Origin of the sequence: Rhizobium sp. 57MFTsu3.2 (assembly GCF_012932765.1) — a bacterium.
Classification (GTDB): domain Bacteria; phylum Pseudomonadota; class Alphaproteobacteria; order Rhizobiales; family Rhizobiaceae; genus Rhizobium; species Rhizobium altiplani.
This window is the reverse complement of record NZ_JDWI01000022.1, coordinates 41342-56666: the sequence shown is the minus strand read 5'-3', so window position 1 is coordinate 56666 and position 15325 is coordinate 41342. Positions and strand designations below refer to the sequence as shown.

Annotated in this window: 16 protein-coding genes; 11 read left to right on the top strand and 5 right to left on the bottom strand. The window is 61.1% G+C overall.

The window, feature by feature from the left end:
* The first annotated feature begins 89 nt into the window (after positions 1-89).
* The gene (gene gltX, locus AF71_RS21340) at positions 90-1547 is read left to right on the top strand and encodes a glutamate--tRNA ligase (RefSeq protein ID WP_025658866.1); all 1458 of its coding nucleotides are present in this window, start codon (positions 90-92) and stop codon (positions 1545-1547) included.
* Positions 1548-1563: 16 nt separating this feature from the next.
* Complete coding sequence (gene lysS / locus AF71_RS21335; RefSeq protein ID WP_018856507.1) at positions 1564-3060, top strand: lysine--tRNA ligase; 1497 nt, start codon at positions 1564-1566, stop codon at positions 3058-3060.
* A gap of 66 nt (positions 3061-3126) precedes the next feature.
* On the opposite strand, the gene AF71_RS21330 is transcribed toward lysS, so the two are convergent.
* Positions 3127-3852: a hypothetical protein gene (locus AF71_RS21330; protein ID WP_113471964.1), complete on the bottom strand. Its 726-nt coding sequence runs from the start codon at positions 3850-3852 to the stop codon at positions 3127-3129.
* Between the two features lie 181 nt (positions 3853-4033).
* Between AF71_RS21330 and AF71_RS21325 the strand changes: the two genes are divergently transcribed.
* From AF71_RS21325 to AF71_RS21290, 8 genes are all read left to right on the top strand, one after another.
* Positions 4034-4942, top strand: coding sequence for a LysR family transcriptional regulator (locus AF71_RS21325; RefSeq protein WP_018856505.1), 909 nt, complete (start codon positions 4034-4036; stop codon positions 4940-4942).
* A 130-nt stretch (positions 4943-5072) separates the two neighbouring features.
* The gene (locus AF71_RS21320) at positions 5073-6233 is read left to right on the top strand and encodes an ABC transporter substrate-binding protein (protein ID WP_018856504.1); all 1161 of its coding nucleotides are present in this window, start codon (positions 5073-5075) and stop codon (positions 6231-6233) included.
* A gap of 199 nt (positions 6234-6432) precedes the next feature.
* Positions 6433-7419: an ABC transporter ATP-binding protein gene (locus tag AF71_RS21315; protein ID WP_018856503.1), complete on the top strand. Its 987-nt coding sequence runs from the start codon at positions 6433-6435 to the stop codon at positions 7417-7419.
* Positions 7416-8390 (top strand): ABC transporter permease, encoded by a 975-nt coding sequence (locus AF71_RS21310; RefSeq protein ID WP_018856502.1) that lies wholly within the window; start codon positions 7416-7418, stop codon positions 8388-8390. The genes AF71_RS21315 and AF71_RS21310 overlap by 4 nt, the downstream gene beginning before the upstream one ends.
* Positions 8380-9195, top strand: coding sequence for an ABC transporter permease (locus tag AF71_RS21305; RefSeq protein ID WP_018856501.1), 816 nt, complete (start codon positions 8380-8382; stop codon positions 9193-9195). The genes AF71_RS21310 and AF71_RS21305 overlap by 11 nt, the downstream gene beginning before the upstream one ends.
* A gap of 15 nt (positions 9196-9210) precedes the next feature.
* Positions 9211-10638, top strand: a complete 1428-nt coding sequence (locus AF71_RS21300; protein WP_169682956.1) for a gamma-aminobutyraldehyde dehydrogenase — start codon at positions 9211-9213, stop codon at positions 10636-10638.
* 70 nt (positions 10639-10708) lie between these two features.
* Positions 10709-11203, top strand: a complete 495-nt coding sequence (locus AF71_RS21295; protein ID WP_018856499.1) for an ester cyclase — start codon at positions 10709-10711, stop codon at positions 11201-11203.
* Between the two features lie 146 nt (positions 11204-11349).
* Positions 11350-11523 (top strand): DUF1328 domain-containing protein, encoded by a 174-nt coding sequence (locus AF71_RS21290; protein WP_018856498.1) that lies wholly within the window; start codon positions 11350-11352, stop codon positions 11521-11523.
* Here AF71_RS21290 and AF71_RS21285 read toward each other — a convergent pair.
* The 4 genes from AF71_RS21285 to AF71_RS21275 all read right to left on the bottom strand — a co-directional run bounded on the left by AF71_RS21285 (position 11520) and on the right by AF71_RS21275 (position 14275).
* Positions 11520-12401 (bottom strand): adenylate/guanylate cyclase domain-containing protein, encoded by an 882-nt coding sequence (locus AF71_RS21285; protein ID WP_246733756.1) that lies wholly within the window; start codon positions 12399-12401, stop codon positions 11520-11522. The genes AF71_RS21290 and AF71_RS21285 overlap by 4 nt on opposite strands.
* Positions 12402-12424: 23 nt before the next feature.
* On the bottom strand, positions 12425-12766 hold the full coding sequence (locus AF71_RS31825) for a MerR family transcriptional regulator (protein WP_162763489.1): 342 nt from the start codon (positions 12764-12766) through the stop codon (positions 12425-12427).
* Positions 12767-12804: 38 nt separating this feature from the next.
* On the bottom strand, positions 12805-13443 hold the full coding sequence (locus AF71_RS21280) for a DUF1345 domain-containing protein (RefSeq protein ID WP_026371708.1): 639 nt from the start codon (positions 13441-13443) through the stop codon (positions 12805-12807).
* Between the two features lie 100 nt (positions 13444-13543).
* Positions 13544-14275, bottom strand: coding sequence for an SDR family oxidoreductase (locus AF71_RS21275; protein ID WP_025658861.1), 732 nt, complete (start codon positions 14273-14275; stop codon positions 13544-13546).
* Positions 14276-14483: 208 nt separating this feature from the next.
* Between AF71_RS21275 and AF71_RS21270 the strand changes: the two genes are divergently transcribed.
* Positions 14484-15320 (top strand): amidohydrolase, encoded by an 837-nt coding sequence (locus tag AF71_RS21270; RefSeq protein WP_169682954.1) that lies wholly within the window; start codon positions 14484-14486, stop codon positions 15318-15320.
* Positions 15321-15325 lie beyond the last annotated feature (5 nt).

Here is a 15325-nt window from a genome sequence, read left to right as displayed (position 1 = left end):
GGTTTCCTGATCCAGTTACCTGCATTCTTTCCGGCCGAACGTCGCTTTCTCAGGCAAGCCGTCCGGCATTCATTTGACGGGCACATAAAATGACAGCTTCCGGCGTCCGCGTCCGCATTGCTCCCTCGCCGACCGGCGAGCCGCATGTCGGCACTGCTTACATCGCTCTCTTCAACTACCTTTTCGCCAAGAAGAACGGCGGCGAGTTCATTCTGCGCATCGAAGACACCGATGCGACGCGCTCGACCCCGGAATTCGAGACCAAGGTGTTGGACGCGCTGAAATGGTGCGGCCTCGAATGGAAGGAAGGTCCTGACATCGGTGGCCCCTACGGCCCGTACCGTCAGTCCGACCGCAAGGACATCTACACCCCATACGGCCAGGAACTGCTGGACAAGGGGCATGCGTTCCGCTGTTTTTGCACGCCTGAGCGTCTAGAGAAGATGCGCGAAGAGCAGCGCGCCGCCGGCAAGGCGCCGAAGTATGACGGCCTCTGCCTGAAGTACTCGGCCGAAGAGGTCTCCGCGAAGATGGCCGCCGGCGAAGGCTCCGTGATCCGCATGAAGATCCCGACCGAGGGCTCCTGCGACTTCACCGACGGCGTCTATGGCGATGTCAGCATTCCGTGGGATTCCGTTGACATGCAGGTCCTGATCAAGGGCGACGGCATGCCGACCTATCACATGGCAAACGTCATCGACGACCATCTGATGCGAATCACCCATGTCGCGCGCGGCGAAGAATGGCTGGCATCCGTGCCGAAGCACATCCTGCTTTACCGCTACTTCGGTTGGGAGCAGCCGGTGTTCATGCATCTGTCGCTGATGCGCAATGCCGACAAATCGAAGCTCTCGAAGCGCAAGAACCCGACGTCAATCTCCTACTACTCCGCTCTCGGCTATATCCCGGAAGCGCTGATGAACTTCCTCGGCCTGTTCTTCGTGCAGATCGCCGAAGGCGAAGAGTTGCTTGATATGGACGAGCTTTCCGAGAAGTTCGATCCCGAAAACCTTTCGAAGGCCGGCGCCATCTTCGACATCCAGAAGCTCGACTGGCTGAACGGCCGCTGGATTCGTGAGAAGCTGTCCGAAGAGGAGTTCCAGGCCCGCGTGCTCGACTGGGCGATGGAGAACGATCGCCTGAAGGCGGGCCTGCGCCTGTCGCAGTCGCGCATTTCCAAGCTCGGCGAACTACCTGACCTCGCAGGCTTCCTGCTGAAGTCCGACCTCGGCGTTGACCCGTCGGCCTTCGCCAAGATCAAGTCACCGCCGGAAGAGATCCTCGAGATCCTCAACACCGTCCAGCCGGATCTCGAAAAGATCCTCGAATGGAACGTCGAGACGATCGAAGCCGAGCTACGCGCCATTGCCGACCGCATGGGCAAGAAGCTGAAGGTCGTCGTGGCCCCGCTCTTCGTCGCAGTATCAGGCTCGTCGCGCTCGCTGCCGCTCTTCGACTCGATGGCGATCCTCGGCCGTTCCGTCGTGCGTCAGCGGCTGAAACTGGCCGCCCAGGCAGTTGCCTCCCTCGTCGGCCCGAAGAACTGAACCGGACGTTTGCATCATGACTGAAAAGACCGAAACAGCGACCCTTTCCTCCGACGCGACCGAGGTCCGCGCCCAGAAGCTGAAGCTGCTGCGCGAACAGATCGGCGAGGTCTATCCGGCGCATTTCCACCGGACCATGACCAATGCCGAACTGGCGGAGAAGTACAAGGACCTCGAATCCGACGTCGAGACGCAGGATGTCGTGACCGTTGCCGGTCGCGTCTATTCCTCGCGCAACTCCGGCATGTTCATGGATATCCATGACGCCTCGGGCAAGATCCAGATCTTCAGCCACAAGGACGTGACGCCGGAAGAAGCCCGCAACATGCTTGGCATGATCGATATCGGCGATATCATCGGCGTGACCGGCACGGTGCGCCGCACGAAGCGCGGCGAGCTGTCGATCAACGCTCGCGAAATCACCATGCTGACGAAGTCGCTGCTCCCGATGCCGGAGAAGTGGCACGGCGTTTCCGACGTCGAGATCCGCTATCGCAAGCGCCACCTCGACATCATGACCAACGAGGAATCGAAGCTCCGCTTCCAGCAGCGTTCGAAGATCGTGTCCGGCATCCGCCGCTTCATGGAAAACGACGGCTTCATGGAAGTCGAAACGCCGATGTTGCACTCGGTCTATGGCGGCGCCACCGCCGAGCCGTTCAAGACGCATCACAACACGCTGAAGCTCGACATGTACCTGCGCATCGCGCCGGAACTGTACCTGAAGCGGACGTTGGTCTCCGGCCTTACCGACAAGGTATTCGAGATCAACCGCAACTTCCGCAACGAAGGCGTCTCGACCCGGCACAATCCTGAATTCACGATGATGGAGTGCTACTGGGCCTATGCCGACTACGAGGACATCATGGACCTCGTGGAGCGGCTGTTCGAAAGCCTGGCACTGTCGATCCACGGCACGACGGAATTCCCCTTCGGCGACAAGACGATCTCCTTCAAGGGGCCGTTCAAGCGCGTGCCGATGCCAGACGCCGTCAAGGAAGTGACCGGTATCGACTTCCTCGCCATGAAGACCGACGAGGAAGCCCGCGCGGCTGCCAAGGCCGCCGGCTTCGAAGTCGAGAAGGACTGGACCTGGGGCGAATGCCTTGCCTTCATCTTCGAAGAAAAGGTTGAGGCCACGCTCATTCAGCCATCACACGTCACCCACTTTCCGAAGGACATCTCGCCCTTCGCCAAGGAAGTGCCAGGCGAGCGGCGCCTTGTCGAACGCTTCGAGACCTACTGCAACGCCTGGGAACTCGGCAACGCCTTCTCGGAACTCAACGATCCGGAAGAGCAGCGCCGCCGCATGGTCGAGCAGCTGGAGCAGGCGCACGCCCGCGGCGAAAAGGAAAAGCAGCTGGACGACGAATTCCTCGATGCGATCGACCAGGGCATGCCGCCCGCCGGCGGTCTCGGGATCGGCGTCGACCGCCTGATCATGCTGCTCACCAACGCCCCATCGATCCGCGACGTCATCCTCTTCCCGGCTCGACGCAGCAAGGCCGACTGAGCCGGCTTACCTGGAATAGAAAAAGGCGGCGACCCGTTGGGCTCGCCGCTTTTTTGTTGGAAAGGGTTAGTGGCCGGCTCCGGGCGCGGCTTCCGGCGCAGCAGGCTCTTTGGCAGGTGCGGAGCCATGTTCGCCGCCTTCCGCGGGCTTTACTTCCTTTGCCTCTGCTGTCTTCGCAGTTTTCTTGCCCTCTCCTTCGCCGCCCTTGGTAGCGGCAACGGCGATGGGATCGATACAGTCCGAATAGTCCCTGAAGGACGCGTTCATCGCGGTTATCTCGTCCTCGGGTAGATCGACGCGTTCGCCGAAGAACAGCCCGTTGTCCGCCGCCTCCCCGTCATAGTAGCGGGCGGTGTAGGTCTTGGCTTCCGTGCTTTCGAGGACGGGATCGGGATGCGGAATATAGACGACGTCAGCGCCGATCGCCCTGCCGCGAATATCCGAGCGCAGCGTCGGTCCGTTGGTATCGAGAACGACGACTTGCACGAGATCGGGCCTCTGCGCATCGTAGATCGTCTTGGCGACGCGAAGCGCGGTCTTGACGCGAGTCATGCCATCGGTCGGCTCGGTCTTGATATATTTACGGATCCAGACGCGGTTCTGCTTCTTGATGGTGACGAGATTGACGTCGGTGCAGGAGAGGCCGTTCATCGTCTCTGCGGAAGGGCCAAGGAGCCTATCCTTGCCGATAAAAAGCGCGGCACCGCCGGAGACGCCCCCGAGAAGGGCGACGCCAGCGATGATAAACACCAATTTCCGGGAAGGCCGGAAGATGCGCAGTAGGGCCTTCACGCCAACTGCTCCGCCATTAACAAGCTCCAACGCAATACGAGTGGTTTCGACGCTAGAGAAATGACGTTTCCGAATACTTAAACGCGGGCTCTAAGTTTGCATCAGTATGGGATTAACACCAAAAAAGGTCCAAGCTTTCCCTATGCTTGCCAATGTCCTCACGGCCATGCTCTAACGGCTGATGGCCTTCACGCTTCGCCAGATCCAGTACTTCGTTGCCGTCGCCGAGCAGGGCTCTGTAACGCGCGCCGCGCAGAACCTTTCGATCTCGCAATCGTCGGTCACGGAGGCCCTCAAGGAGCTTGAAACCGACCTCGGCGTCGAGCTTTTCGAGCGTCATCCACGCGGCCTGACGATCACCCACAATGGCCATCAGTTCCTTCGCCATGCGACGAAAATCCTGGCAAGCGTGACGGATGCGCGCACCAGCTTTTCCGGCAAGCAGAACGAGATCTCCGGCAAACTCAACATCGGCGTCACCTCGCTCGTCGCCGGCTATGTGCTCTCCGACCTCCTGGCCCGCTATCGCCGCGCCTGCCCGGGCGTCGAAGTCAGCGCAATCGAAGACAATGGCGGCTATCTCGAGCACCTGCTGGTCGGCGGCGAACTGGATGTGGCCGTCATGGTCATTTCCAACCTGCGCGACCGCATGGCCCTGCAGGCAGAGATCCTGGAGACGTCACCTTACCGGTTGTGGTTGCCCATGGGCCATCCACTCGTTTCCGCCGACATCATTTCCGTGGCGGACATCGCTCGCGAACCGCTGATCATGCTGACCGTCGACGAAATCGAGGAAAACACCGGCAAGCTGCTGTCGGCGCTTGGCGCACGGCCGCATGTCGCCTTCCGCACGCGCTCGGTGGAAGCGGTACGCAGTCTGGTCGCGACCGGTGCCGGCGTGGCGCTATTGCCCGACCTGGTCTATCGCCCCTGGTCGCTGGAAGGCGACCGAATCGAGAGCCGTGACGTGTCCGGCTCCCTTCCGGTCGTCCAGGTCGGCATGGTCTGGCGAAAGGGCTCGAGTTTGCCGCAAGCGGCGCGCGACTTCGTGGGCATCGCAGAAGCCCTGCGATCCGGCCGGCCCCGGTGATCCTTCGGACGATATCGGAAATTCCGATATCGCCTTTCTGATAAATGAATTTGCGAAACCGGAAAATTCAGCGCACCTTTCAACCGGGAACATAACGCCACGAAAAGTGGCAACAACCGGGAGACATCAGATGAAATATCTTCTGAAATCGTGCACTGCTGCCCTCGCGAGCGTGAGCTTCGTGACGCAGGTTGCCGCAGCCGAACCGCTGAAGGCGCTTGGCAAGGGCGAAGGTGCTGTCAGCATCGTAGCCTGGGCGGGCTACATCGAACGCGGTGAAAGCGACAAGAGCTACGACTGGGTCACCGGCTTCGAAAAGGAAACCGGCTGCAAAGTGTCGGTCAAGACGGCGGCGACCTCCGACGAAATGGTCTCGCTGATGAACGAAGGCGGATTCGACCTCGTCACGGCCTCTGGCGACGCGTCGCTTCGCCTGATCGCAGGCAAGCGTGTCCAGCCGATCAACACCGATCTCATCCCGAGCTTCAAGAACGTCGATCCGCGCCTGCAGAAAGGCGCATGGTACACGGTCAAAGACGTCCACTACGGCGTTCCCTATCTCTGGGGGCCGAACGTGCTGATGTATAACACCGATGCCTTCAAGGATAAGGCACCGACCAGCTGGAAGGTCGTTTTCGAGGAAGAAACCCTTCCCGACGGCAAGTCCAACAAGGGCCGTGTCCAGGCCTATGATGGTCCGATCTACGTTGCCGATGCCGCTCTCTACCTGATGGCGCACAAGCCGGAACTCGGCATCAAGGATCCCTATGAACTGAACGAAGACCAGTACAAGGCGGCGCTCGACCTGCTGCGCGGCCAGCGCAAGCTCGTCTCCCGCTACTGGCACGACGCGATGATCCAGATCGACGACTTCAAGAACGAAGGCGTCGTGGCCTCCGGTTCCTGGCCGTTCCAGGTCAACCTGATGCAAGCCGACAAACAGAAGATCGCCTCCACCTTCCCGGAAGAAGGGGCCACCGGCTGGGCTGACACGACCATGCTGCATGTCGACAGCGAACACCCGAATTGCGCCTACATGTGGATGGAGCATTCGCTGCAGGCCAAGGTCCAGGGCGATGCCGCTGCCTGGTTCGGCGCCGTTCCTTCCGTTCCCGCTGCCTGCAAGGGCAACGAGCTGCTGACCGACGAGGGTTGCTCAACGAACGGTTATGATCACTTCGACAAGATCAAGTTCTGGAGAACGCCGACGGCCAAATGCGCAACGCAGGGCGAGTGCGTACCGTATCACCGTTGGGTCTCCGACTATATCGGTGTGATCGGCGGACGATAATCCGCCCGCACAACCTCTCCTTCTCCGCAAGCGGAGAAGGCGCCCGCTGAGGGCAAGGCGAGGGGACAATGAAGACAAGAGCGAAACGTCCGAGCGCTGGGGGCAACGACGGAACGCCGAATTGTCCCCTCGTCGGGGCCCCTTGGGCCGCATCCTTCCCGCTGGGAAGGTGAAAGACGCAACATCCCGGAGTTTTACAATGATTCCCGCCGTCCGTTTCCAACAGGTCTCGCGCCATTTCGGGCCGGTCCGCGCCGTCGACAGCGTCGATCTCGAAATCGCGCCCGGCGAGTTCTTCGCCATGCTTGGCCCTTCCGGCTCCGGCAAGACAACCTGCCTGCGCCTGATCGCAGGCTTCGAGCAGCCGACGGGCGGCCACATCGAAATCTTCGGTGAGACCGCCGAAGGCATCCCGCCCTATCGCCGCAACGTCAACACCGTCTTCCAGGACTACGCGCTCTTCCCGCATCTCAACATCCTCGACAACGTCGCCTACGGGCTGATGGTCAAGGGTGTCGGTAGGCCAGAGCGCACCAAAGCCGCCGAGCAGGCGCTGGAGCTTGTGAAGCTTCCCGGTTACGGCGCGCGCAAACCCGGACAGCTCTCCGGCGGCCAGCGGCAGCGTGTGGCGCTCGCCCGCGCCCTCGTCAACAAGCCGAAAGTCCTTCTCCTCGACGAACCGCTCGGCGCGCTCGACCTGAAGCTGCGCGAGCAGATGCAGGAGGAATTGAAGAGCCTGCAGCGCGCGCTCGGCATCACCTTCATCTTCGTCACCCACGACCAGGGCGAGGCCCTGTCGATGGCCGACCGCGTCGCCGTCTTCAACAACGGCGGCATCGTCCAGGAAGGTACGCCGCACGACATCTATCGGCGCCCGAAGACGCGCTTCGTCGCGGATTTCGTCGGCTCCTCCAATGTCATTGCGCCCGATATGATGACCGCGCTCGGCGGCGAGAAGCGCTGGGCGAGCCTGCGTCCGGAAGCGATCCACGTCGCCGGCGAAGGCGTTGAGGCGCGTGTGGAGCATGCAAGCTTCCTCGGCGCGGCAACCCGCCTCTCGGTCGATATCCGCGGCACCCGCCTGCACGTCATGCTGCCGGCCGGCGCCAACGTGCCGGATGTCGGCACAAGCGTCCGCCTCGTCTGGCAGCCCGTCGACGTGCATTACATGGATGACGCAGCATGACAGCGCTTGCCCTCACCAAACCGGCGGAACTGCGCGAGACCTCGATCCTTCCCGGTCGCGGCGGTTTCTTCGGACAGCTCTCGGACGCCTTCTGGCGCCATCCTAGACTGCTGCTCTTCCTGATGCTGACGCCGCCGCTCCTGTGGCTCGGCATCATCTACATCGGCTCACTGATCGCGCTGCTCCTGCAGAGCTTCTTCTCGATCGATGATTTCTCGGGCCTGGTGAATTACGAGTTCACGCTTGCGACCTATGCGCAACTCCTCAGCCCGACGAATTTTGACATCATCATCCGCACCATCATCATGGCGGCGCTGGTGACACTGGCTTCTGCCGTCGTCGCCTTTCCCATCGCCTACTACGCTGCTCGCTATGCGCAGGGCAAATGGAAGGCGCTGTTCTACCTCGGTGTCATGCTGCCGCTGTGGTCGAGCTATCTCGTGAAGATCTACGCCTGGAAACTCATCCTCGCGAAGGAAGGCATCCTCACCTGGATCTTCGAGAAGCTGCACCTGTCCTGGCTGCTCGACGGCATCCTCAACCTGCCCGTTGTCGGTGGCAATTCGCTGTCGGTCAGCTATCTCGGTACGTTTGTCGTCTTCGTCTATGTCTGGCTGCCCTACATGATCCTGCCGACACAGGCAGCACTCGAACGCGTCCCAGGCAACCTGATCGAGGCGTCGTCCGATCTCGGCGCCACACCGAGCCAGACCTTCCGCACCGTACTTTTCCCGCTGGCGCTGCCCGGTATCGTCGCCGGCTCGATCTTCACCTTCTCGCTGACATTAGGCGACTACATCATCCCGCAGATCATCGGTTCGTCGCGCCTCTTCATCGGCCAGGCGGTCTATGCCCAGCAGGGCACCGCGGGCAACGTCCCGCTCGCGGCCGCCTTCTCCGTCGTCCCGATCGTCATCATGGCCGTTTATCTCTGGCTGGCCAAGAAACAGGGGGCCTTCGATGCGCTCTGACCGTTCCCAGCGTTCACCGCTGCTTCTAAAGATCGCCGCAGCCGGTGGCCTGCTCTTCCTACACCTGCCGATCCTCTTGATCTTCGTCTATGCCTTCACGACGGAAGAGAAGAGCTATCAATGGCCGCCACCGGGACTGACGACGCAATGGCTCGCCATCGCGTGGAACCGCCCGGATGTCTGGTCAGCGCTCGGCCTCTCCGTGCAGGTCGCCTGCATCGCCACCGCGATCGCGCTGGTGCTCGGCACGCTCTGCGCAGCCGCAGTAAGCCAGACGAAGTTCTTCGGCCGTGAAGCAATCTCGCTCCTCGTCATCCTACCGATCGCGCTGCCCGGCATCATCACCGGCATTGCACTGCGCTCGGCCTTCAGCCTGTTCGACATTCCATTTTCGGTCTGGACGATCGTGCTCGGTCACGCGACCTTCTGCGTCGTTGTCGTCTACAACAACGCCGTCGCCCGCTTCCGCCGCACCTCGGGTTCACTGATCGAGGCATCGATGGATCTAGGCGCCGACGGTTTCCAGACCTTCCGCCACGTCATCCTGCCGAACATCGGGACCGCGCTTCTGGCCGGCGGCATGCTCGCCTTCGCGCTGTCCTTCGACGAAGTCATCGTCACCACCTTCACCGGCGGCCAGCAATCGACGCTGCCGATCTGGATGCTCGAAGAACTCATCCGCCCACGCCAACGCCCGGTCACCAACGTGGTCGCGATGGTCGTCGTGCTCGTCACTTTCCTGCCGATCCTGGCAGCCTACTACCTCACTCGCGACGGCGACCAGGTCGCCGGAGCCGGCAAATAATTAAGGGAGAACATCATGGACACCGCGATGCTGATTGGGTCCCGTTTCGAAGCGGGCACGGAAACGGAAGAGCACATCCTGAACCCGAAGACGGGCGAGACCGTGCTTGACCTGCCGGAAGCCTCGCTTGCCCAGATCGACGCTGCCGTCGACGCCGCAGAATCCGCATTCCAGGACTGGTCGCAGACGACACCGGGCCAACGCTCCAGCTACCTCCTCAGGATCGCCGATGCGATCGAGAAGGACGCCGAGGGGTTTGCCGCACTGGAAGCCCTGAACTGCGGCAAGCCGATCAATGCCGTGTTGAACGACGAAATCCCGGCAATCGTCGATTGCTACCGCTTCTTTGCAGGCGCCGTCCGCAATCTGCACGGCCCCGTCGCCGGCGAATACCTGCCTGGTCATACATCAATGATCCGCCGCGATCCGGTCGGTATCATCGGCTCCATCGCGCCGTGGAACTATCCGCTGATGATGATGGCCTGGAAGCTCGCTCCGGCAATCGCCGGCGGCAACACCGTCGTCTTCAAGCCCTCCGAACAGACGCCGCTCACCGCACTTAAGATGGCGAAGCTGCTTGCCGATATCCTGCCGGAAGGCGTCGTCAACGTCATCCTCGGCCGCGGCGAGAGCGTCGGCAATGCCCTGATCAATCATCCGAAGATTTCGATGGTCTCGATCACAGGCGACGTCGCTACCGGCAAGAAAGTTCTGCAGGCAGCCGCCAAGACCGTGAAGCGCACCCACCTGGAACTCGGCGGCAAGGCGCCGGTCATCGTCTTCGACGACGCCGACATCGACGCTGTTGTCGCGGGCATCCGCACCTTCGGCTACTACAATGCCGGCCAGGACTGCACCGCCGCCTGCCGCATCTACGCCGATGCGAAGGTCTACGACAGGTTCGTCGCCGACCTCTCCTCAGCCGTCTCCTCGATCAAGTTCAATCAGGCCGACGACACCGAGAACGAGATCGGCCCACTGATCTCCAAGCGCCAGCGCGACCGCGTCGAAAGCTTCGTCGCCCGTGCGTCCGAACACAAGCACATGGAAATCACCACCGGTGGCAAGACCTCCGGCGACAGGGGCTTTTTCTACACGCCGACGGTCGTCGCCGGCGCCACGCAGGATGACGAGATCGTTCGCCGCGAGGTTTTCGGTCCGGTCGTTTCCGTCACCCGCTTCACCGGTGTCGAGGATGCCGTTACCTGGGCGAACGACAGCGACTACGGCCTCGCTTCGTCGGTCTGGACCAAGGACATCAGCCGCGGCATGAAAACTGCCGCCCGCCTGCAATATGGCTGCACCTGGATCAACACGCACTTCATGCTCACCAACGAAATGCCGCATGGCGGCCTGAAGCAATCAGGCTATGGCAAGGACATGTCCGTCTACGCACTGGAGGACTACACCGCCGTCCGGCACGTAATGATCAACCACGGTTGATCCCGCGCGGCCGGGCCGACGGGCGGGCCGTAACCTGCAAACAAGAACATGCAACAAAAGGGGAGTCGAAATGAAACGCCGTACCATTCTTGCCGCCTTCGGTGGCATCTGTCTCGCCTCGACGCTTTCGGCCATGCCGGTCTATGCGGCCGATCAGACGCCGGTTGAGGTCGTTCAACAGTACCTGGCCGCATGGAACGCCCACGATGCCGGCAAGGCCGCTTCCTATTTCGATGACAAGATCAGCTACTACGACGCATCGGTTGGCAAGCCGACCGTCGGCAAGGCCGAGGCCAAGGCGGCCGTGATCGACAACTTCATGACCGCTGCGCCGGATCTGAAATGGGAGATGCGGGGTGATCCGATCGTCAGCGGAAACAAGGTTTCCTTCGAGTGGACCTTCTCAGGGAAGAACAGCGGTCCTTGGGCCGATGGGACCAAGGCAACCGACAAGTCCTTCTCCTTCGACGGTGCCTCGGTCTTCGTCATTGAGAACAACGTGATCAAGCAGCAGTCGGACTACTACGACGCCCTTGGCTTCTACAAGCAACTGGGCCTGATGTAACATGGCAATCCGGCCGGCGGCGCTCCCCAGGGGCGTCGCCAACGCTTTCAGCTACCGCTGCGGGCTGCGCCCACCGGTTGCGTAGAATATGGAACAAATTTCCTCGCCCTGCGTCATCTAAACGATGAGCAAAAAGGAAAAAATCCATGCTTAGATGGGCTCTCATATTCTTCGTTATTTCGCTGATTGCCGGTTTCTTCGGCTTCTCCGGCATCTCGGCCGCAACGGCAACGATTGCTCGCGTTCTCTTCGGCATCGCGCTGGTGATCTTCCTGATCTTCCTGATTCTGGCGCTGATGGCCGGCAATGCGGTGCTTTAACCTGCCGCCGCGCGTTGGGCGGCAAAGAGAGGCACCGAGTCCTTGAAGCCTTTCAGGGAAACAGCTCCCAGACCCTGGAAGGCAAGACCGCGTGCTGCCGCTTCGGCGGCAGCACGCGTATTGAGGCAGACAAGTGTTTGGGACGGCCCGGCAACGGCCGAAACGCGCGCCGCGAGATTGACCGTCCGGCCGAAAATATCCCCGTCACGAGGCACAACCTGCCCCGTTGCTACACCGACCCGCACAGGCGGCAACTCATCCAAACGGCTCTGCTCCACCAGCGATAGCGATGCTTGCACCGCCGAGGCTGCATCCGGAAACAGCATCATGACGCCGTCGCCCAGTGGCTTGACGATACGTCCGTCGAACGCGCATGAAAGCCGTTGGGCGATTGCTTCAAAACGGGCGGCCTTCTCGGCGGCAGACACATCGCCAATCTCACGCGTCAAGCCCGTGAAGCCGGAAAGGTCGGCAAAGGCCACGGCCGGCAGGCTGTCCTCGTCGCCAGGCTCCAGCCCGTGTTCGCGCAGGGCATCCTGCAGCCTTCCGACGATATTGTCGAACACCGCCTCCTCCAGCATCCGCCGCTGCAGCAGGAACAGCATCCGGAAGCCGATCCGCTGTAGTGCCAAGCGCTTGGTGGCGGCAACCTCGAAAAGATGATGGTAGCTAAGGCCCGCATTCAGCATCGGCTCTTCGACCTCGCCGCGGAAGAGGTCGCGCATCGTGTCGACACAGCGGCGAACCGACTGACCGAAAACGCGCAGCACCCGCTCCATCCCGACAACGGAGGCACCAAGCTGCCTGCACTCCGCCAACAGCCAGATAAATTCCGCATCGTCCTCGCGAAGCGGTTGATCCGCTGAAAGCGGCGGCAAGCTGGCGCATGCCCTTATGCCATTCAGCTCGTCGAGATCCAGTTGCCCTGCCGCCACCTCGGCCGAAACAACGCCTCGGTCATCGCTACGGGCTCGAACATCAGCTGATTGGCGAACTCCAGAGTAAAGATCCGCCGCCTCAGACCTTCCGCCAGCACATCGAGGCTGATGCCGGCTTCCTGCAGGGCAACTATCAATCGGAGCCGGCTGACATCGCTTGCGGCATAGCCTGTGTATCCAGGACCAATGATCTCTAGGCGCTCGAGATCACGCAAGCGGGCATCGTCACAGCCGGCAAGGACCAACAATCTCTCACACGGCAATGCTTCCATCACGGCAACCTCTGGGGGATGAGATTGCTTCATACATCAAATCCGTGTGTCCCTCCACGCAGCCAAAGGCGTTAGAGCAGACTTGCTCCGACATTGATGGCAAGGGCCAGGATCGTCGTATTGAACAGGAATGAGAGGATGGAATGCAGGAGCGTCAGCTTGCGCATGGTGACCGATGTCGTCGCAACGTCGGCCGTCTGTGAGGCAACGCCGATCGTGAAGGAGTAGTAGAGGAAGTCCCAATAAATAGGCTCGTCATTGCCTTCCGGAAACTTCAGCCCTTCCCCCTTGGCCTCTCCGCCATAGAAGCGATGTGCGTAGTGCACCGTGAACAAGGTGTGCAGGAATGCCCAGGAGATCAGGATCGTGGCGATTGCACCAAGCGATCGTACGAGCGCCTCGCTTGCGTCAGCCCCCTTGGCTGCATGAAGTTCCAGCGCGATACCGGCAATGCTGGCGAGCGCCGCCAAAATAGACAGCGCCATGAGGAAGACGTCTGAAAGGTCGAGATCCTCAGCTCTCTCGCGGATGCTAGCGACGGTCGCGCGCAGCATTCGGCGCCAGGTGAGCGCCGTAAAGACGATGGCGCCGGCGTTCCAGCCAAAAATCAGGTTCTGCGGATTGACCTCGCGGCTGGTGAGCAACAGGAAAGTCACGAGTCCAGCGGTCACGGCGACGACGAACACCATGTGTCTGCGTAGTTGCTCCATGACCTGACTTTCCCGGCGCCCAGCGTCTGCCGCCGTCACAATCCTACCGCTGCAAGATTGCCTTTGATATCAGTTTGATGGCGGCAGGAGCAATATGGCTTTAGCCGGTCCAGCCGCCATCGACGACATGGATCTGGCCCGTCGTGAAGCCTGCCTCGTCACCGGCAAGATAGGTCACCAGAGCGGCGATCTCCTCGGGTGTGGCGATGCGACCCATCGGCTGGCGGGCGATGAAATCCTTCAGTGCCTTTTCATAGTCGCCGGTCGCACGCAAGCGCTCGTGCAGCGACGGGCTGTCCACGGTACCGGGGCAGATCGCATTGGCGCGGATACCCTTGGCAACAAAGTCGGCGGCAATTGACTTGGTGAGGCCAATCACGGCTGCCTTCGATGCACTGTAGGCAAAGCGATTGGGAACGCCCTTCACACTGGAGGCGACCGAAGCCATGTTGACGATCGACCCCTTCCCCTTCTCCAGCATCCCGGGAAGGAAGGTACGGCAGGTCGTATACATCGCCTTGGCATTCAGGTTAAAGGAAAAGTCCCAGTCCTTCTCCTCGCATTCGAGGATCGAGCCTGCATGAACGAAGCCTGCGCAATTGAAGAGAACGTCGATCGGGCCGATCGTGGCTGCGAAGGCACGGACTGCGTCGCCATCGAGCGCATTGAGGACATGCTTCTCGGCGCCTTCCAGGGTGGAAAGCGTGTTTTCGTTGATATCGGTCGCATAGACATGCGCGCCGAGTGAAATGAAGCGCTCAGCGCTTGCTCGACCGATACCCTGACCTGCCGCCGTGATGACGACTTTCTTGCCTTCCAGACCGTGGCTCATACATCCTCCCAAATTCCGGCGCTTGCGGCGCATTCATTCATATGCAAACAATATATTCAGATTGGCGTCAACCTGATGGAGCGAGGTTTGCGCCGGAAGCCTAGTTGATCTTGTGTGGCCGGGCATGAAAAATCTGGTGGCCGAAAAGCCAGTCGGCGCCGCCGCCGCACCTTGCGGCAAACAGCATCGCATGAATGGGAGGAACCGCATGCACTTCGACACACACCTGCACATCGTCGACCGGCAGGCGCTCGACTATCCCTGGCTCTCCGGCGCGGGTGATCTTAATCGTGACAATCTCTACGAAGACTATGCGCGCGATGCGCTACGCTGCGGCATCTCCAATGTGCTGCACATGGAAGTGGACGTTGCACCGGCGCGTATCGACGACGAGACGAATTACGTCAGGGAAGTCAGCCGCCGCCAGGGCAGTCTTGTGCGTGGCGTCATCGCCGCCTGCCGGCCGGAAGAGGATGGTTTCGCGGCCTATCTGGAGCGATCGGCTGCCGATCCCTTCGTCAAAGGCTTCCGCCGCGTCCTCCACGTGGCCCCGGACGACACAGCCGCCCGACCGCTGTTTCGCGAGAACATCAAGCGCCTCTCCGGCACCCGCATGACGTTCGATCTCTGTGTCTTCCCGCATCAATTCGAGACCATCCTCGCGCTGGTCGATCACTGCCCGGATGTTCGCTTCATTCTCGACCATTGCGCCAACCCGCCGATCACGGATGGGATGAGCGACGTCTGGCGCAAGGGCATCACGGAATTCTCCCGCCGCTCGAACGTGACGGCAAAGATTTCAGGCGTCATCGCCTATGGGGATCTCGAAAACTGGTCGGTCGAGAGCCTCCGCCCGTATGTCGAACATACGATCGGCAGCTTCGGTTGGGATCGCGTCGTCTGGGGCAGCGACTGGCCCGTTTGCACGCTCGGCGGCGGGCTGGCACCCTGGGTCGCTGCCACCCATGCGCTGACCTCGGGCTGCAGCCCGGAAGAGCGCGACAAGCTCTATCAGGCCAACGCCAAGCGCATCTGGTCGATATGACACGA